17 protein-coding genes are annotated in these 18,096 nt (G+C 43.8%); 13 read left to right on the top strand and 4 right to left on the bottom strand.

What is annotated here, in order from left to right; all coding sequences use genetic code 11:
* The first annotated feature begins 27 nt into the window (after positions 1-27).
* The 11 genes from mreB to ACERJO_RS12775 all read left to right on the top strand — a co-directional run bounded on the left by mreB (position 28) and on the right by ACERJO_RS12775 (position 12,853).
* Positions 28-1,032: a rod shape-determining protein gene (gene mreB, locus ACERJO_RS12825; protein WP_373647743.1), complete on the top strand. Its 1,005-nt coding sequence runs from the start codon at positions 28-30 to the stop codon at positions 1,030-1,032.
* A 37-nt stretch (positions 1,033-1,069) separates the two neighbouring features.
* Positions 1,070-1,891 (top strand): flagellar hook-basal body protein, encoded by an 822-nt coding sequence (locus tag ACERJO_RS12820; RefSeq protein WP_373647742.1) that lies wholly within the window; start codon positions 1,070-1,072, stop codon positions 1,889-1,891.
* A gap of 12 nt (positions 1,892-1,903) precedes the next feature.
* Positions 1,904-2,746: a flagellar hook-basal body protein gene (locus tag ACERJO_RS12815; RefSeq protein WP_373647740.1), complete on the top strand. Its 843-nt coding sequence runs from the start codon at positions 1,904-1,906 to the stop codon at positions 2,744-2,746.
* A gap of 27 nt (positions 2,747-2,773) precedes the next feature.
* Positions 2,774-3,124 (top strand): DNA-directed RNA polymerase subunit beta, encoded by a 351-nt coding sequence (locus ACERJO_RS12810; protein WP_247102190.1) that lies wholly within the window; start codon positions 2,774-2,776, stop codon positions 3,122-3,124.
* A 102-nt stretch (positions 3,125-3,226) separates the two neighbouring features.
* Complete coding sequence (fabZ, locus tag ACERJO_RS12805) at positions 3,227-3,649, top strand: 3-hydroxyacyl-ACP dehydratase FabZ (RefSeq protein ID WP_035344752.1); 423 nt, start codon at positions 3,227-3,229, stop codon at positions 3,647-3,649.
* Positions 3,650-3,698: 49 nt separating this feature from the next.
* Positions 3,699-5,366: a putative bifunctional diguanylate cyclase/phosphodiesterase gene (locus ACERJO_RS12800; protein WP_373647739.1), complete on the top strand. Its 1,668-nt coding sequence runs from the start codon at positions 3,699-3,701 to the stop codon at positions 5,364-5,366.
* A 291-nt stretch (positions 5,367-5,657) separates the two neighbouring features.
* On the top strand, positions 5,658-5,939 hold the full coding sequence (locus tag ACERJO_RS12795) for a hypothetical protein (protein ID WP_373647738.1): 282 nt from the start codon (positions 5,658-5,660) through the stop codon (positions 5,937-5,939).
* 310 nt (positions 5,940-6,249) lie between these two features.
* A complete protein-coding gene (locus tag ACERJO_RS12790) occupies positions 6,250-7,599 on the top strand; it encodes an efflux RND transporter periplasmic adaptor subunit (protein ID WP_373647737.1) in 1,350 nt (449 codons plus the stop codon).
* 2 nt (positions 7,600-7,601) lie between these two features.
* Positions 7,602-10,700: an efflux RND transporter permease subunit gene (locus ACERJO_RS12785; protein WP_373647736.1), complete on the top strand. Its 3,099-nt coding sequence runs from the start codon at positions 7,602-7,604 to the stop codon at positions 10,698-10,700.
* A complete protein-coding gene (locus tag ACERJO_RS12780; RefSeq protein WP_373647735.1) occupies positions 10,690-11,271 on the top strand; it encodes a TetR/AcrR family transcriptional regulator in 582 nt (193 codons plus the stop codon). Before ACERJO_RS12785 ends, ACERJO_RS12780 begins: the two co-directional genes overlap by 11 nt.
* Before the next feature lie 319 nt (positions 11,272-11,590).
* A complete protein-coding gene (locus ACERJO_RS12775) occupies positions 11,591-12,853 on the top strand; it encodes a methyl-accepting chemotaxis protein (RefSeq protein ID WP_373647734.1) in 1,263 nt (420 codons plus the stop codon).
* Positions 12,854-13,206: 353 nt separating this feature from the next.
* On the opposite strand, the gene ACERJO_RS12770 is transcribed toward ACERJO_RS12775, so the two are convergent.
* Positions 13,207-13,719 carry a sigma-70 family RNA polymerase sigma factor gene (locus ACERJO_RS12770; protein ID WP_373647733.1) on the bottom strand — a complete coding sequence of 171 codons (513 nt, stop codon included), beginning with the start codon at positions 13,717-13,719 and terminating at the stop codon, positions 13,207-13,209.
* Between the two features lie 266 nt (positions 13,720-13,985).
* On the opposite strand from ACERJO_RS12770, the gene ACERJO_RS12765 reads away from it, so the two are divergent.
* A complete protein-coding gene (locus ACERJO_RS12765) occupies positions 13,986-15,125 on the top strand; it encodes a CapA family protein (RefSeq protein ID WP_373647731.1) in 1,140 nt (379 codons plus the stop codon).
* 194 nt (positions 15,126-15,319) lie between these two features.
* Here the strand turns inward: ACERJO_RS12765 and ACERJO_RS12760 are convergent, their stop codons facing one another.
* The 3 genes from ACERJO_RS12760 to ACERJO_RS12750 form a co-directional block, all read right to left on the bottom strand.
* A complete protein-coding gene (locus ACERJO_RS12760; protein WP_247102230.1) occupies positions 15,320-15,766 on the bottom strand; it encodes a VanZ family protein in 447 nt (148 codons plus the stop codon).
* Entirely contained in the window at positions 15,750-16,220 is a 471-nt protein-coding gene (locus tag ACERJO_RS12755; RefSeq protein WP_373647730.1) for an NUDIX hydrolase, read from the bottom strand. The genes ACERJO_RS12760 and ACERJO_RS12755 overlap by 17 nt, the downstream gene beginning before the upstream one ends.
* 107 nt (positions 16,221-16,327) lie before the next feature.
* On the bottom strand, positions 16,328-17,197 hold the full coding sequence (locus ACERJO_RS12750; protein ID WP_373647729.1) for an NERD domain-containing protein: 870 nt from the start codon (positions 17,195-17,197) through the stop codon (positions 16,328-16,330).
* Positions 17,198-17,640: 443 nt separating this feature from the next.
* Here ACERJO_RS12750 and ACERJO_RS12745 point away from each other — a divergent pair, with 443 nt between their 5' ends.
* Positions 17,641-18,072, top strand: a complete 432-nt coding sequence (locus ACERJO_RS12745; protein WP_373647728.1) for a hypothetical protein — start codon at positions 17,641-17,643, stop codon at positions 18,070-18,072.
* Positions 18,073-18,096 lie beyond the last annotated feature (24 nt).

Raw genomic sequence — 18,096 nt, 5'->3', positions numbered from 1 at the left:
TGTTCGGAATAGGGAGGAACGAAAATAATGTTTGGTCGAGATATTGGGATAGACTTAGGTACAGCAAATGTGTTAATACACGTGAAAGGAAATGGAATTGTTTTAAATGAACCATCAGTTGTAGCAGTTGATACGACAACGAAACGAGTTCTTGCAGTTGGTGAAGAGGCTTTCCGTATGGTTGGACGTACACCAGGAAATATTGTGGCACTTCGCCCAATGAAAGATGGGGTCATAGCTAACTTTGAAATGACAGAATCAATGCTTAAGCATTTTCTAGCTAAGATTAACGTCAAGAGCTTCTTTTCAAAACCACGCATTTTAATTTGCTGCCCAACCAATATTACATCAGTTGAACAGAAAGCAATCCGAGAAGCAGCTGAGAAGAGCGGCGGGAAAAACGTGTATTTAGAAGAAGAGCCTAAGGTCGCAGCGATTGGCGCAGGGATGGATATTTTTCAGCCAAGTGGAAATATGGTTGTAGATATAGGCGGTGGAACAACGGATGTCGCAGTTCTATCAATGGGAGATATCGTCACCGCCTCTTCTATCAAAATCGCAGGTGATCGATTTGATATGGATATTCTTGCGTTCATTAAGAAGAAATACAAACTACTTATTGGTGAACGTACAGCTGAAAATATCAAAGTACAAGTGGCTACTGTATTTCCAGGTGCACGACAGGAAGAAATTGATATACGTGGACGCGATATGGTTAGTGGACTTCCGCGCACAATTACGATAAACTCAAATGAGATAGAGGGAGCGTTGCGTGAATCTGTTTATTATATTGTACAAGCTTCTAAGCAAGTACTTGAGCAAACGCCACCAGAGCTTTCGGCGGATATCATTGATCGTGGTGTTATCTTAACAGGTGGAGGAGCTTTATTGCACGGAATGGACCAACTTCTATCAGATCAGTTAAAAGTACCTGTTCTCGTTGCTGATGAACCTATGCATTGTGTAGCGAAAGGGACTGGAATGATCTTAGAAAATTTAGATCGTATGTCAACAAAAAAAATTCAGATTTAATACATACATTTATAAGAAAGAATGGGGGAGAATGTCAATGCTTCGCGGACTATATGGAGCGGCTGCTGGAATGGTGGCTCAACAAAATCGACAAGAAATGTTGTCAAATAATTTGGCAAATGCAAATACACCAGGCTTTAAAGCAGATCAGGCATCATTACGCTCATTTCCTAATATGCTCTTACATGCAGTCGATACTCAAGCGATGCCGGGCAGACGCTCATATCCGATCGGGGAGCTAACGACAGGCGTGTATCTCCAAGAACGAATGCCTAATTTTAAGCAAGGTGATTTAGTCGAGTCAGGGAACGCGACGGATATCGCGTTATTACAAGGTGTTCTACCTGAGAATGAAGATGGACGTGAAATGTCTTTATTTTATACGATTGAACATAATGAGGATGAGATTCGATATAGTCGCAACGGTCATTTTACAGTTGATGGCGAAGGCTTTCTCACAACAGCGCAAGGTCGTTATGTTCTTGATGTCGATGGTGAACGAATTCAAGTGGATAACGAGAACTTTATTGTGACACCAAATGGAATCGTCACAAATGAAGCCGGAGATCAGGTTGGACAGATTAATGTCGTTGTAGCAGAGGACCCGATGCTTTTAGTGAAGGAAGGCGATGGACTACTACGCTTTACAGAAGAGGGAGAGCTTCCTTCTGTTGTAGGCGATGATGAGATAGCGTATCAGCTGCAGCAAGGCTTTACGGAACGCTCGAATGTCGATGCAGGACAAACGATGACGGAAATGATGACAGCTTATCGTGCATTTGAAGCGAATCAACGTGTCTTGCAGGCTTACGACCAAAGCCTAGAAAAGGCAGTGAATGAAGTTGGACGGATTGGATAAGGGGGTTAGAGGATGAATACATCAATGATTGCAGGCGCTGTGACGATGGGACAATTACAGAAAAAAATTGATACGATCTCCAATAACGTGGCGAATGTGAATACAAATGGATTTAAACGTCGAGAAGCAACCTTTTCTGATTTACTTTTCCAACAAGTGTACAATCAGACAAACCTTCAAATGGAGGAAGGACGTCTAACTCCTGATGGAATTAGAGTTGGATCAGGTGCACGATTGGCACAAACAGCTCTACGCTTAGAGCAAGGATCACTACTCACAACAGAGCGCGAGCTTGATTTTGCTTTGACAGAGCGCGATGTCTTTTTTCAAATTGAAGCGGTTGTCGGCGGAGAGGTGACAGAGCAGCTTACTCGTGATGGAGCTTTTTACTTAACGGAAAATGTCGATAATCCCGGTGAATGGTCGATTGTCACATCTGATGGAAGCTTTGTTCTTAGTGCAACAGGGGAACGGATGAATGTTCCTGAGAACTTCCAATCTCTTGAACTAGCGGGTAACGGAATGCTTGTCGCAACATTAGAGGATGGTGCTCAGCAAGATGTCGGCCAAATTGGACTTACTCGTGTGTTAAAGCCACAACTCCTAACTGCGACTGGTGATAATCGTTACGCTGTTCCGAATTTGGGTGAGTTAGGATTTGATGAGGCTGACGTGATTGAAGCAGCCGCTATCACACCACAACTCGTTCAGCAAGGGGTATTGGAAGGTTCAAATGTGGATTTGTCTAATGAGATGAATGAACTCATTCAAGCACAGCGTCATTTTCAATTTAACGGACAGTCGATTTCAATTGCAGATGATATGGCTGGTCTAATAAACGGAATCCGAAGATAAGCGTGATTTAGATTTGGGGAGTATACGATGACTGAAAAGAAGGCAACTAAAAACGTGAAAGAAGCGAATAAGGAAGAGCCGATCGTTCAACAGGAACCTGTTGAACAGAATACAAGCTCTCAAGCGATCGATGAGTCAGCACAACAGGTCGAAACAAATGATGATGAACACTCAAAACAGAGATATCGTCGTAAACGCCTGCGCTTGCGGATGATCCCAATTTGGCTACGAATTTTTCTTTCGATCGTGCTCATTGGTGGTAGCTTTCTCGTTGGACTGATGGTTGGCTTTGGTATTGTCGGAGACGGGGACAACCCAGCTGAAATTTTAAAGCCAGATTTATGGTATTATCTAATGGACATGATCCGAGGAAGGTAGCTTCCTCGGCTTTTTCTGTTTCTCATAGACCTGAATGATTCGCATTGGAAATGAAAATTATGGTATAATATGAAAAAAACATCTTGGAAAGGGATGAGGTTATTGCTTACAGTTGAAGAAATTAAAGAAATCATTCCACATCGTTATCCTTTTTTATTAATTGATCGTATTGTTGAATTAGAAGAGGGACAGAAGGCTGTAGGAATTAAAAATGTAACGGCAAATGAGGAGTTTTTTAATGGACATTTTCCAGAATACCCTGTTATGCCAGGAGTGCTTATTGTAGAAGCTCTTGCTCAAGTTGGGGCAGTTGCTATTTTGAAGGTCGAAGCCAATAGAGGGAAATTAGCGATGTTTGCCGGGATTGATAAGTGTCGCTTTAAGAAACAAGTGAAGCCGGGAGATCAACTAAGACTAGAGGTTGAAATTACTCGTATGAAGGGCCCAATCGGAAAAGGACATGCAGTGGCTTCAGTAGATGGTGAAGTGGCAGCGGAGCTTGATATGACCTTTGCTATTCAATAGCCGGAAAAGTACGATTCATTTCACGTCATGATGAAGGAGAGGCCCACTCATGAATCAAGCTTTTACTCGTTTTGTCGAAAATGATAAGAATATAGAAACGCTCGTTCATTGTATGAATGATGGTGTACTGTTAATCGATAATCATATGCGCATTATCGCTGTGAATCCAGCGTTTGAGCAAATGACTCATTTTTCCTGCAATGACGTTTTAAATCAGCCTATTCGTGACGTTTTGATTGATGATGGACAAACAGTAGAACGCCTATTTCAGTCGGTCATGACTGGAGAAGGTTGGTCAGGTGACATTAGATTTTTGCGACACGAAGGAGAATCTTTTTGGTCGGCGTTGTCGATTACGAAGGTCGAGCAGCAGTCAGGAATTTGTTATTATATTGGTATAATGCGCGATATTTCAGAGAAGAAAGCGAAAGAAGAGAAGCTTACCTATTTGTCAAACTATGATCAGTTAACGAAGTTACCTAACCGTCATATGTTGATGGTGCTTGCGGAAAGTGCGATCAGGCAAGAAGAACATGAATCCGGTCGATTAGACATCCTTTTCTTTGACTTAGATCGTTTTGAAAAGATCAACAAAAATTATGGCTATGAAATGGGTGATCAGCTTATCTTGCAAGTAGCGCAACGCTTACGCCATATTGTGGGTGAGAGCATTGTGAGTCGTGTGAGCGGTGATGAATTTATCATATTATTAAAGAACTATACTCATACTAAAACACTAGAGATGATTGAACAGATCTTCCGTGCCTTCGAAAGGCCTTTTGCCATCGGTAATCATTCCTTTATCGTGACGATTAGTATGGGGGTCAGCTCGTTTCCTGAGAATGGAGGAGACGTGACGACTTTATTGCAAAATGCCGATAGTGCTCTATTCCATGCAAAAATGGAAGGGCGCAATCATTATGTTTATTATAGAACGACAATGAATGATCGTGTCGGACAGGAGCTTGCTCTTGAACAGGGATTATTTGAAGCGTTGAAAAGCGATGAACTCGAGGTCTTTTACCAGCTTCAGGTTGATGTAGAAACATCAGAGCCATATGGAGTCGAAGCGCTCGTTCGCTGGAATCATCCTACACACGGAGTGATGGCTCCGGGTGTATTTCTACCGATTGCGGAAGAGATGGGGATTCTTGCTCATATTGATGAATGGGTCTTAAATCAAGCTTGTAGTCAAGGGAAGAAATGGCATGACGCAGGCCGCGAGCTTGTTGTGTCTGTGAATGTGTCAAAAGCCTTTTTTAAACAGCCTGACTTTATCAAACGAGTCGAGAAGGCACTAATGCTTTCCAATTTAGAGCCTGATTATTTGTGCTTAGAAATAACGGAAAATACGGCTGCTCTACAAGTTGACGATATTCGTGAGAAGTTAAGGGTTTTAAAGGGAGTGGGTATTCACGTTTCATTAGATGACTTTGGAACTGGCTACTCCTCCTTGAGTCAGCTAAGCCTATTCCCGATTGATACGTTGAAAATCGACCAATCCTTTGTACGTGGTGAACCATCGCAAACGAAAAATGCGATTGTCAGGTTGATCATCGGTATGGCCAAAACATTGGGTGTTAGTGTGATATGCGAAGGGGTTGAAACGGAGGAGCAGCTTCAATTATTAAAGGACGAAGGGTGTAAGCACGCCCAAGGCTATTATTTCAGTAAGCCTGTCCCGTCCGCTCAATGTGAGGCATTAATGAGAGTATAGGGAAATGAAAGAGCGACTATGATGAGCCACTGAATAAGGACACACTCCTTTTCAGTGGCTTTGATTTGACTTTTTTGCGCGCTTGATAAGACAAACCCATTCGTATCAAGGGGTTTCACACATTATTTAAAGAACAGCGAGAAGTTAAAAATCAAACGATTTCAGCATCCTTGCGCACCGATTTTCTGATGGTGAGAATTCATATTAATTTGTACAAATATGAATATAGTGGATAATGCAGGTGAATACTACAACACAGCTAGACAATTTCCAACATGGAGGTATCACAATATGATGAAAAAATGGTTAAAATCAATCACAATTGCTGTTTTGACAGTGGGGTTAATTACAGCATGTGCACCAGCTGAAGAAGAACCAGCGCCAGAAGATCCAATTATGGAAGATGGTAATGGTATTGATGATCCAGCTCAAACGCCAGATGAAGAGTCGCCGATGGATGAGCCACTCGAAACAGATCCAGATGCAGATATGGATGATCCTGAGGAACAAATCGACGTTGATTTAGAAGACGATGAGACTGGTGATGAATTAGCAGAGGACGAGGACAATTAAGGAAGAAGGGGAACTCCGATAAGCGGGGTTCCCTTTTTCATGTGGTGAGAGAAGGGGGTGTCGAATTGTGTCGTATGAGCGCTTACTCGATTAAATGAAGTGCTCTGAAACGTAATTTTTGCATTTCAACCAAAAAAGAGGGTGCTTTCACTACCGGAACAAGTATGCCCTTCACATTAAACCTTCGTTAGAAATGAAGGGAATCTTCTTGACGTTAATAGGACGAGAAATTACAATCAAAGTAGCATTAAAACTGACTGGTCAGTCGGGGTGTTTGTGAAAGAAAAAAGAGGAGTGGAGAAGTGTGACGATGAAATCATTACGAGCATGGACAGTAGGCTTTTTTGTACTGTTTCTTGCAGCTTGCGGATCAGATGTAGAGACAGAAGCTGAGCCAGAGGAAACAGCAGTAGCGGTAGAGGAAGTGATACAGGGGGACATTGTCGGCGAGAACCGTTTTATCGGACAAGTTCAAGCTGGTGGTCAACAGGTCGTGATGCCTAAGGTGGCAGGTGAAGTAGTTGAAGTGCTTGTCGAAAAAGGGGATCAAGTTGAAGAGGGCGATGTGCTAGCCCGCTTGGACGATCGCGACTTACGATTACAGCTTGAAGCTGATGAGGCGCAATTAGAGCAGGCGCGTAGTGGGCTTCGCCGAGCAGAAAATGGTAAGACACAGGCAGAGGCCAATGTGAGCCAAGCACAATCACAGCTTCGTCAAGCAGAGCAAGGATTAAAGGATGCTAATAAGGCGAAAAATGATCAAGAGCATGCGTTAGAAGAACAAATTGCTGAAACGGAGCGGATGGTTGATCAGCTGCGAGAATCATTAGAAGAGGGGGGCGCAACCGAAGAGCAGGTGGAGCAAGCGGAGCAGCTTCTGCAAGGGTTGCTTGCCTCACAATCGGGTGGAAATGCGCAAATGAGTGCAGAGCAAAGTATAGCATCGATTGAAGCATCTGTTGATCAGGCCGAAACGGGTGTTGATATGGCGCGCTCATCTGTCACAGAAGCCGATCTAGCTGTAGATGAGGCTAAACGCATGGTCGAGCAAGCCGAGCAAGCTGTGGAACGGTCGCAGGAGCGATTAGATGATGCGATTATTCGTGCAACGGCAGACGGAGAGGTGTTGGCGGTTGAAGCGAGTGAGGGTGATATCGTCTCCCCACAAGCACCGTTTGCTCAGCTGATCTCACTTGATTCGGTTATCGTTACGTTAAATGTCACAGCCGATCAGCTCAGCTACTTCTCACTTGAGCAGGAGTTAGAGGTGGAGATTAGTAGCGTCAGTGATATGCAAACAGGTGAGGTCACGTTCATTGCTCCATCTGTTAATGATTCACGTCTCTTTCCAATTGAAATAGAGCTTACAAATACAGAAGCCGATATCCGCCAAGGAATGGTCGCTTCAGTCTTTGTTGAGGAAGTGTTGGTTGAGGATGAGCAAATTGTTCCAACAGAGGCGATTCTAGAAAGTCAAGGACGGGCATTTGTCTTCGTTGTAGAAGAAGGTACAGCACGCGAAGTAGAAGTAGAGGTCATTCGCTTTGATAGTGAGCAATCGGCGATTAGTGGAGAAATCGAAGTAGGAGATCAAGTCGTGGTAAAAGGTCAGCATCTCATTGACGATGGCGACTTCGTTCGTATCGTCGAGGAGGTGTAAGTATGAGGTTAGTTGAAACGTCAGTCAAACGTCCTGTCGGGGTGATTATGCTCGTCTTAGCGGCACTCGTCCTCGGTGGGATCTCATTGAAAAATTTATCGATTGATTTATTCCCGAATATCGATGTACCTGTTGCGGTCATTGCTACCTCCTATCAAGGTGCAGCTCCACAGGAAATGGAGCAGCTCGTAACGAGGCCGGTCGAATCGGCAGTTGGCTCTATTGAAGGGGTACAAGCGATTGAATCGATGTCACAAGCAGGATCATCACTAGTGATTCTACAGTTTGACTGGGGACGAAACATTGATGAATCGATGAACGCCATTAGAGAGCGGGTCGACCAGGTCGTTGGCGTTTTGCCAGAGGATGCTGGACGTCCATCGATCCTACGCTTTGATCCTCAGCAGCTTCCAGTTATGTGGGTCGGGGTGTCTGGTGCTTCACCGGACATTTTACAGCAGCTCGCTGAAAGTGATATTCAACCAGCATTTGAGCGAGTGGACGGTGTCGCATCGGTTTCAATTGAAGGTGGATTAACGCGAGAGATTCAAGTGCAAATGGATCAAGCACGGCTCGCTTCCTATGGTTTAAATGGTACACAAATTGTCCAAGCAATATCCACAGAAAATCAATCGGTTTCGGCTGGGACACTAGCGAGGGGAACGCAAGATTTACAGCTACGAATCAATGGTGATTTCACAACTGTTGAAGATATAGGAGATACGCCAGTTATGCTTCCATCTGGCGGAACGATTACAGTGAATGATGTCGCAAATGTGACAGATACATTCCGTACACCTGATCTACGCTCGGAGGTTAATGGCTCCGAAGCGGTCGTATTATCGATTATGAAGCAGTCGGATGGAAATACGGTTGAAGTAGCTGACAACATGTACCGCGCAATTGAGCAAGTACAAGATGAATTAGCGGACAGCGAATTTTCAGTTGATGTGATTATTGATACGTCGGACTTTATTCGCCAATCGATTTCAAGCGTTGTGAACAATATGCTCATCGGTGCGGTACTATCGATTATTGTGTTACTCGTATTTTTACGCAGTATCCGAACGACGCTCGTTATCGGAATTTCGATTCCAATTGCGATCATTTCGACGTTTACGCTCATGTATTTTACTGGAGAAACGTTAAATGTCCTTTCGATGGGTGGACTCGCACTCGGGCTCGGAATGATGGTCGACAGCTCGATTGTCATATTGGAAAATATCTTTAGTAAACGCCAGCAAGGCTATTCGATGAAAGAAGCAGCAAAGGAAGGTGGATCAGAGCTAGCATCAGCTGTGCTCGCATCGACATTAACGAGCGTGGTTGTATTCTTACCCATTGTCTTCGTTGAAGGGTTAGCATCTGAAATTTTCAGACCGCTCGCTTATACAGTCGCCTTTGCCTTGTTCGCCTCGCTCGTCGTCTCGTTAACACTTATTCCCATGCTGTCATCGAAGCTGCTATCAAAAGTGAAGGTCGATGAGCCTGAGGAGAAGAAAGGCTTTGATCGCTGGTTTGAAAAAGGGACCAATGTGTACGAGCGTGTCTTAAATTGGGCACTCGTTAAGCGTAAGACGACGGTCTTGCTAACCGGATTAGCGATTGTGGCAAGCTTGGCGTTAACACCGTTTATCGGGATGTCCTTTATCCCTGAAGCTGACCAAGGACAAGTGCAAATGAATGTTGTGACGCAGACAGGGACAAGGCTTGCGGAGCTTGATGAAATAGCAGAACGCGTCAATGAAACGCTTCAGCCATATGAGGAGATCATTGATACAAGCTATGCGATGATTGGCGGTAGCTCACAAGGTATGGGTGGTGGCTCAAGTGAAATTGAGTTTATTATTCAACTTGTTCAGCCGTCAGATCGAAGCATGACGACCGAGGAATTCGTTCAATCGCTTAGTGATGAAATGGACGACCTACCAGGTGCCGAAACGACAATTGCCACTGTTGACGCTGGACTCGGAGGCGGTTCACCGATTCAAATTGATATTAGTGGACCCGACTTGGACGTTCTCGAAGATTTAGCCCAGCAGGTCATGTGGATGATTGAAGATAATGAAGGTATTACGAATGTAGATAGTACGGTTAATGAAGGAAGCCCAGAGCTACAAATTGTCGTTGATCGTGATATGGCGGCACAATACGGATTAACGCAGCAGCAAGTCATGAATGAAATCATGCTCGGCTATAATGGCCAGGTGGCGACACGTTATCGTGAAGCGGGGAATGAATTTGATGTGCGTGTCATTTTACCAGAGGAGTCACGGCAAACGATTCAAGATGTCGAAACGTTGATGATCCATAATCAGCAAGGTGCGGAAATTCCGCTATCAAATATTGCTGAATTACGTCAGATTCAAGGGCCAACCGAAATAAACCGCAGCAATCAGCAGCGAGAGGTGAGAGTGACGAGTGACATCGTCGGTGTAGACCTTGGAACGGCAACAACACAAATCGAACGACAATTAGAACGAATGAACCAGCCAGATGGCTACACGATGTCGATTGGTGGACAGTCACAAGAGATGATCGATGCCTTTGAGCAGCTCATCCTAGCATTCTTACTCTCGATTTTCCTCGTGTATATGGTAATGGCGATCCAATTTGAATCATTCCTGTTCCCTTTTATCATCATGTTCTCTCTACCAACGATGCTTGTCGGAGTTCTCGGAGGGTTATTCATTACGAATGAGCCGTTAAGTGTACCAGCCTTTGTCGGGGTCATTATGCTCGCTGGAATTGTCGTCAACAACGCGATTGTACTTGTGAGCTACATTAATATTTTGCGGGAAAAAGGATTCGACCGTCACGAAGCGATTATTGAATCCGGTAGGTCGCGTTTGCGTCCGATCTTCATGACGACGTTAACGACCGCTCTAGCGATGGTGCCACTTGCACTGGGACTTGGTCAAGGTGCTGAAGCACAAACACCAATGGCTGTTGTCATTATTTTCGGTTTAATGGCATCGACGATTTTCACGCTTATTTTAATTCCGGTCATGTACATTTTCTTTGATAATCTATCAAAACGAATGGGTTCATTCTCCTTCAGACGTAAGCGAAAGCAGGAGGTTGATCCAGTTGAAGAATAAAGAAACAAAGCGGGAGCAAATATTGAAGGCAGCCTTTCATGTCTTCTTAAGAGATGGCTATGAGCGAGCGACGATGCAGGAAGTGGCCGAAGTGGCCGGTGTAGGTAAAGGAACAACCTACGAGTATTTCTCAAGCAAGGAGGCACTCCTCTTTGAAGTCGTGCAGAAAGGGTTTGGTTATTTTCTTGAACAGCTGCTTGATGCGATTGAGCAGCCAGGAACCGTCCGAGAAAAAATCGAGCGCCTGTTTCTATGCAACTTGAACTTCTTTCAGCAGGAAGTGAAATTTCGCGATTTCATATTAAATGATTTTGGCAAAATGCCTGATGAATTACATAAATGGCTATTGGAAAAGCATGGGATGTTTATCGGGGAGCTTGCGAAGGTTATACGTGAAGGCCAGCAGTCTGGCGAGGTGGGTCCTGTTCATCCAGAGATAGTAGCAAGTACGCTCATTCATAGCTTAAAAATGATTTATTTCTATCCAGAGACAAAAAAGGAAACACGTCAAGAAATTGTCCGAACACAAGTCGAGTACTTGTTTCAAGGGCTAGCAAAACGAGATGAATGACGAGGATCTTCATCCTAGTTAGCAGGAGGTGTCCAAAGGTTAATAGGCCTTTGGACATCTTTTTTTGTGGGATTGATCTTTTCTACGACAAGTACCCGACTAGCACACGTTAAAAAAATTCTACTATGCAACTAGTTACACGTCTTGTATACTAGTGATAAAGTCACATTATGTAAGCTTATACCTAAAGATGTTGAATTTAGAAGAAATTAATCGATATTGGGTATAAGCTTTTAAAATAGATGGACTTTACAACTTATGGGAATATTTCATTAGATTAGGAGGGCTCGTTATTAAAACTGGAAGTAAAAAACTCAAAATGAATTTACAATTAAAGGTAACGGTATTGCTTGTAGTGCTTATTTTTATCATTACGAGCATTAGTACGACGGTGACAGGTTTTGCGCATGCGCATATTGCCAATCCAACAATGGTAACGGTTGTGACGTCCCTTTTCACTGTTCTTGTTGGTGCGGTTGGCTGTGTACTAATTATCCATTTTCTCATTAAGAAGCCGCTTGCCAAATTAACAGAAATCGCACAGGCCTTTAAAAGGAATGACTATGAAAAACGAGTGAACATTGGAACGGGCGATGAATTCCAACAGCTCGGGATGGTTTTCAATGAGACCGCAGAGCAAATGGAGTTTCTCATAGAGGAGTTAGGCTCATCAAGTGATCAGCTTTCGAAGCAATCCAATGGGATGAGACATGCTCTATTAGAAACACAGCAATCATCCGAACAAATTGCAACGACAACAGAGCATTTCTCACAAACGACGGAAACGATGGTGAAGGATATCCAAGTTGTCGTAGAGGAAACGAATAAGACTGCAAAGGAAATGAAGAGCTTTTCAAGTCGTGTCGATCAAGTCGATGATTCCGCAACTGATGTGCTTTCACTTATTAAGGAAGGACAGAAGGCGGTTAAGTCCTCGATGGAAAAGACGACACTTACACAGACAAAATTTACAGATACTGCAAAGAGTGTGAAACGATTAAGTGATAAGTCGCGTGAAATTAATGAAATCATTGAGCTGATTACGTCGATTTCTGAGCAAACGAACTTACTAGCATTAAATGCCTCGATTGAAGCAGCGCGTGCAGGAGAGCATGGGAAAGGCTTTGCGGTGGTTGCAGATGAGGTTCGTAACTTGGCGACACAGTCTCAAGCATCAATTGGACAAATTCACCTTCATATTACAGCCATCCAGCAAGAAGTGGAGAATATGGTTCGTGATATTCATGAAAATGAAGCCGACATGAATGGCATTGTTGAGAAAATGCAAGGAACGACACAAGTTATGACATCAATTGATGATGCAACCGATGATATTAAAGAGCAAACGGCTGCAATGAAGAAGATGATGGCAGAGCTTGTTTCCCGAGGAGAGCGAGTGAATGAACTTATGCTCGGTACAGTGGAGCTTGTTGATGAAGCACAGTCAGGTACGGAGGAAATCGCCGCAACGACAGAAGAGCAGCTTTCAACGGCGACTCAACTAACAGAAATGGGTCAGACATTAGAGGAAATGTCGGTCTTATTAGACAAAACGGTGAGGAAGTTATCAACAAAACCCTAAAAAGTTATCCACAAAAACAGAACGCGTCGTTATCAAGTTTGTTTGATAGAAACGATTGTTTTTGTGGATTTCTCATAGAAATCGGTGGATAATGTGCATAACACTGTGGATAACGATGGCTTTATTCATTATCCACGGTTAACTAGTTCACCAATTGTGCATAAACTGTTCACAAATGAAACTTAAGTTCGGAGGCCACTGAAAAAGTTTGGTTTTAACTTTTTCAGTGGCTTTGAAGTAATGTGCGTAGCCGTTGCCCGATTTTGAAAGCCTTGCAATGAGTGGGTTTCTCATAGCAAGGCGCGCAACGAGCGGAGCCATTACTCTTCCTTGAGTTACTAGAAAGGACTTTTTCAGTGACCTCTAAGTTCGCCCTTTTTCATCGCTTCCTGGAGCTTGGCTTTTGCCTTTTTACGCCAAGTTGCTACAGTATTAGTTGAAACCTTTTGCTCGTGGGCAATTTGTGCGGGCTTTTTGTCATGAATAACCGTGTCGTACAGCCATTGTGCTTCTCGATCAGTTAAAAATTTGCGATAGTCATCAAGGTTGTGGTCAAGCCACTCAGCGATCAGGCAGCCTTCATCCTCCATATAATCAAACACGATATCCATTCCGTAAATATGGTGGTCGCTATAGCGACCTTCCTTACGTAGAAAATCTAGCAAACAACCGCGCACTTTGAACAAAGCAATTGTTGAAAAGCTCCCTTTTTCCTGATCGAATTGCTCATACGCCTTCCAAAGTCCAATTAGCCCAACTTGATAGAATTCCTCACGATTACGATAGATGTTCAGCTTTTTGATTTGTCCTCTAATGAGAGGCTCGTACTGCTTGGCAACTTCAGCAAATGTCCTATTTTCAATCATATTACTAATCCTTCTAGAAACGCGCTTCATCTATATTCCCGGTATGTTTACAGTACGGAAAAAAGGGGATTATCGCACCTAAACAAATGATTCCTTTCGAATGAAGCACGTACTCGAAATCGCCCGTTTCGTCTAGAGGAAACGGAATAATTGAGAGAAGGTATTAGTAAGAAAATGGCAAAAACATACTTTTTTTCGCGAAGGTTCGATGAAACATGATACAATAAGACACGATTCAAATCGGATACATAATTGGAGTGAACAAGATGAATAAGATTCAAATGGCAGTTGTGCTCATGCTGCTCGTGCTAGTCGGCTGTCAGCAAGCAACAGAGCCACCAGCCGTAGAAGAGCCTGTAACACCACCGGAGGAAACGGAGGTTGAACAAGAGGAAGAGCCAGAACCACCGCCACCGGTTGAGGAGGAAACGACGATTTCGATCGGGGCTGTCGGTGATGTTCTCTTACATGAACGTCTATATGAAACAGCGGAGGTAGAGGATGGCTATGACTTCATGCCAATGCTTGAACCTGTCAAACATTTGATGGAGGCACCTGATTTTATGATGGCTAACCAAGAGTCGCTACCTGGGGGAGAAGAGCTAGGGCTATCAACATATCCAACGTTCAACAGCCCACAAGAAATTGCTCGTGACTTACAGTTGGCTGGTGTTGATATGGTGTCTGTTGCCAATAATCATACGTTAGATCGTGGGCTTGATTTAGTATACAATTCGATCGATTATTATGAAGAAATTGGTCTTGGCTATGTCGGTGCGTATCGTGATCAGGACGATCGCGATACAGATCGTATTGTCGATGTCGATGGTATTACTCTCGGCATTCTTGCTTATACGTACGGAACGAACGGCATTCCTGTACCTGAAGGCCATGACTATGTTGTTGCTTTAATTGACGATGAGCAAATGGAGCAAGATGTTGCAGCCTTGCGTGATGAGGTCGATATTTTGATTGTTCATATGCATTGGGGAGCTGAATACATTTTGGAACCAAATGAAGATCAGCTTCAACAGGCGAACCTCCTTGCCGAAGCTGGTGTTGACATTATTTTTGGTCACCACCCGCACGTTTTGCAGCCGATTGAAGTAATCGAGCAAGAGGATGGCCATGAAACGACGGTGTTCTATTCATTAGGGAACTTCCTATCAGGACAGAACTTTGATTATACGGACATTGGTGGGATTGCAACCATCGATGTGACAAAGGTAACGCTTGATGACGAGCTCGTTTCCCTGGAGGTCCATTCACCTCACATTGAACCGACGGTCGTGACGAGAGAAGAAGGTTCATTTCGCGTTCGAGAGCTAAGTGAAGTCGGAGCATCGCCGATAAACGGCAGTACGCATGACGAAATGAGCGAGCATGTGATTCAATATATCGAGTAAAAATGAGCCTAGAGCGGAGAATCAACAAGTGTAGTGAAAAAAGTTCGTTTTAACTTTTTCTCCGCACTTGGAAAACTCTTCTCTAGGCTTTTAATAGTCATGAGTTACAAGTGTCGATAAAAAAAGATGCCTATTCCTCTAGAATAAGCATCTTTCCAATGTCATACTATTCATTATCGAATAAATATATCTATTTACATCTCCAACTGCCGACTGCGTAGCATGCGGCGTTCCTTTTCGAGCTTGCTGATGTAGCATAAATGTATAATCATTAGAGCAAGACATGCACCGAGCGAATTAATTAAGACATCGAGTACACTTGCCGTTCGATCTGGCAGAAAGCTTTGGTGGACCTCATCAATCACGCCATAGCCACTCGCTAGAATCCATGCGCCATAATAACGTATTTTTCGTCGACGGATACGATCTAATGCCAGGAAGAAGAAGATAGCCAACAACCCAAATGAGGCTAAATGAACCCCTTTGCGAAAGAAATAATTCATAATTTCAGGATCAATAAAGACGATAAAATCAAAAAACGATTCCGTCGATTCCCCCGTTAGCCCAGGACGACGGGTAGCCATGGCAATGACGAGACACCAGCTAATAGCAATGATCCACCATTTATTTAGCTTCTTCATCACGATCCCCCTGCTCTCTTTTATAACGCTCAATCATTTTTCGTGTTGTTGGAATCATTTGTTCAGGAAGCTCATCAAACGAAAAATAACGCACGTCATGGCTTTCGTGATCAATCAAAATATCGCCACTCACCTCTTTTGTCACAAATGAAACAATCACGTTATATACTTCATCTCCATTAGGATATTGAAAATAAAATTCCTTACCAGAAAAGACATCAAAGAGCTCCATCCCATGAACCGTAAGCCCGGTTTCTTCCTTTAGTTCACGCCTGGCTGCCTTTTCAATCGATTCACCTAATTCCATAAATCCTCCAGGCAAGCCCCACGTATTCGTATCCGTTCGATGCTGTAGCAAAACACGTCCCTCATCATCGATTACAATCATCGAAGCGGCTGTTAAGATTAACGGCTGAGAACCGGCAATCGAACGAATATGTTGTATGTAATCCATGTCCCCACACTCCCTCTTGTCTCTAATTATACATTTTATTACCAAGTTAACCATAAGAAATATTTTACAATAAGGAGAACCCTAGCGAATAAGAGGACATTATGTGGCTAGATATGTAGTAAGGTAGGTAATGAATCAAGTGAAATTTCGTACGACTGGCGCCGCTTCTTTCCATCAGATACAGCAATTCTTTTTAGCCATGAGCGAACGAGGTGCTTACTAGTTATTTGTAAAAAATGCTGCGCCTCCTCATTCGTCAGTCGACCATCAATGAGGCAAACATAATCACGAAGAGTATGGAAGTGGGCACTTTGTGAAAACTCACCACAGGAAGCACAAAGCCATTTTCCACGAGTGCGGATGAGAGGAAGGTGATCACATGATGGGCAATGAGTACCGCGTTGTAAAGCAGCTGGAGCAATACCCCAATCGGAAAGGAGAGAGTAAGCAGCAGCCTCGTGCCTTTGTAACAGAAGAGTGGTTAGTTGACGGAGGTTTTTATTAGTATAAGAAGTTTGCTGGTAGATTCGTTCATAACGTTGAATCATTTGTGGGAGGAATGACTTATGAATGACATAGTGAGAGAGTGATTCGTGGCCTTTTTTTGTTTGGATTTGAGAATGAGGGGAGCTAATAACCACGAGTGGAAGGATCGGAGTAGCCGGAAAACGGTTGGAGGAGAGCCATCGTTGTAGCTGTGTGGCCTGCCGTTCATTTTGCAAAATCGGATCGGGAAACGTTTCAACTTCGTCTTCGAAGGTGCGAATGAGCTGGTGGAAGTCACGATCAAAATAGAGCTGACCGGCGATATTCTTCACCTCCACGACAACGATGAAGCACGAGCACACAATAAGCAGATCAAACTGGGCGAAATAGTCCCCGACCGCAAGCCGGACGTCATGAAAGAGGTCATACCGCTTCGGATCTAAGAAGCTCAGCTCATACTCTAGCGACCTCTCGCCCTTATAACCCGCCACCGCCACTGCTCACGAATCATCGACTGCCGCTCATGACTAGGAGGAAGCCGTCGTCTTAATGCATCCAGCTGAAAAAGGATCGGAGGCACACGCAAAGGTTTTACAATCATTGAATCACTCCTTTCATATTGGTACTATTCGCCCCCAATGGGGATGCCTCCTGCTTGTGATGTAGGTTTTTTGAGAGAATGTGCTTAGGTTTTTTCATGAGAGAAGAGGAAAATGATTGTGAAAACGCTCTCATTTTGATTCGGAGTGTGCAAATCGACTGCGAGAATGCACAAAAACTGTTTGAAAACGCTCACAAAAGTAGTGTAAGCGCTCACATGAGCAAATGCGACAACTTTCGCAATACTCCCAACGTCCTTGTACCGCTTTGCTGCGTATGACATCGGTGTAGGTTGGCTACACTGATGCTAGAACAGAGAAAGGAGCTGAGATCGATGTGGAAAGCGATCGGAGCGGGAGCTGTGTGTGTCCTCCTGTTATTTATAGGTGCTGGCTACTTAGGTTATCAATCGTACGATGAGAAGAACAGCTCGTACACCGTTCAGCATCATCCAAAAAAGGGCGAGAGCCAGCTGTTGAATAAAGAGATAACGGAGAAGACTTGGCGTGAGAAGGCTGTAACGGCGAGAGCAGTGCCATCTGAAGAACAGGCAGTTGTCGCAACGGCTCAAGGAGAGACGATCGAATCATTAGTCGCTCGTTTAACAATAACAGAGCTGATGGAGATATATGAAATTGCCGAAGAAGGAATCAATGATAAGTCTATCCAACGCATTCAAGAAAAGCTAGAGGATCGATTCACACAAGAGGAAATAGATGTCCTTATCTCATTTGGTTTTGCTGAAGTGGAGCATATGATTCAATAACAGAAGAAAGGCTCCCTGGAATGG

The sequence above is a fragment of the Halalkalibacter sp. AB-rgal2 genome, from assembly GCF_041821005.1.
In the GTDB taxonomy this organism is placed as follows: domain Bacteria; phylum Bacillota; class Bacilli; order Bacillales; family Bacillaceae_D; genus Halalkalibacter.
This window is presented reverse-complemented; position numbering and strand designations above follow the sequence as displayed.

What these genes read in the sequence shown, in the direction of transcription:
- ACERJO_RS12810 (WP_247102190.1), top strand. Translation starts at nt 2,774, where the DNA reads ATGACTGAAAAGAAGGCAACTAAAAACGTGAAAGAAGCGAATAAGGAA.
- ACERJO_RS12765 (WP_373647731.1), top strand. Translation starts at nt 13,986, where the DNA reads ATGAATAAGATTCAAATGGCAGTTGTGCTCATGCTGCTCGTGCTAGTC.
- ACERJO_RS12760 (WP_247102230.1), bottom strand. Translation starts at nt 15,766, where the DNA reads ATGAAGAAGCTAAATAAATGGTGGATCATTGCTATTAGCTGGTGTCTC.
- ACERJO_RS12755 (WP_373647730.1), bottom strand. Translation starts at nt 16,220, where the DNA reads ATGGATTACATACAACATATTCGTTCGATTGCCGGTTCTCAGCCGTTA.
- ACERJO_RS12770 (WP_373647733.1), bottom strand. Translation starts at nt 13,719, where the DNA reads ATGATTGAAAATAGGACATTTGCTGAAGTTGCCAAGCAGTACGAGCCT.
- ACERJO_RS12800 (WP_373647739.1), top strand. Translation starts at nt 3,699, where the DNA reads ATGAATCAAGCTTTTACTCGTTTTGTCGAAAATGATAAGAATATAGAA.
- ACERJO_RS12815 (WP_373647740.1), top strand. Translation starts at nt 1,904, where the DNA reads ATGAATACATCAATGATTGCAGGCGCTGTGACGATGGGACAATTACAG.
- ACERJO_RS12795 (WP_373647738.1), top strand. Translation starts at nt 5,658, where the DNA reads ATGATGAAAAAATGGTTAAAATCAATCACAATTGCTGTTTTGACAGTG.
- ACERJO_RS12785 (WP_373647736.1), top strand. Translation starts at nt 7,602, where the DNA reads ATGAGGTTAGTTGAAACGTCAGTCAAACGTCCTGTCGGGGTGATTATG.
- ACERJO_RS12745 (WP_373647728.1), top strand. Translation starts at nt 17,641, where the DNA reads ATGTGGAAAGCGATCGGAGCGGGAGCTGTGTGTGTCCTCCTGTTATTT.
- ACERJO_RS12790 (WP_373647737.1), top strand. Translation starts at nt 6,250, where the DNA reads ATGAAATCATTACGAGCATGGACAGTAGGCTTTTTTGTACTGTTTCTT.
- mreB (WP_373647743.1), top strand. Translation starts at nt 28, where the DNA reads ATGTTTGGTCGAGATATTGGGATAGACTTAGGTACAGCAAATGTGTTA.
- ACERJO_RS12775 (WP_373647734.1), top strand. Translation starts at nt 11,591, where the DNA reads ATGAATTTACAATTAAAGGTAACGGTATTGCTTGTAGTGCTTATTTTT.
- ACERJO_RS12820 (WP_373647742.1), top strand. Translation starts at nt 1,070, where the DNA reads ATGCTTCGCGGACTATATGGAGCGGCTGCTGGAATGGTGGCTCAACAA.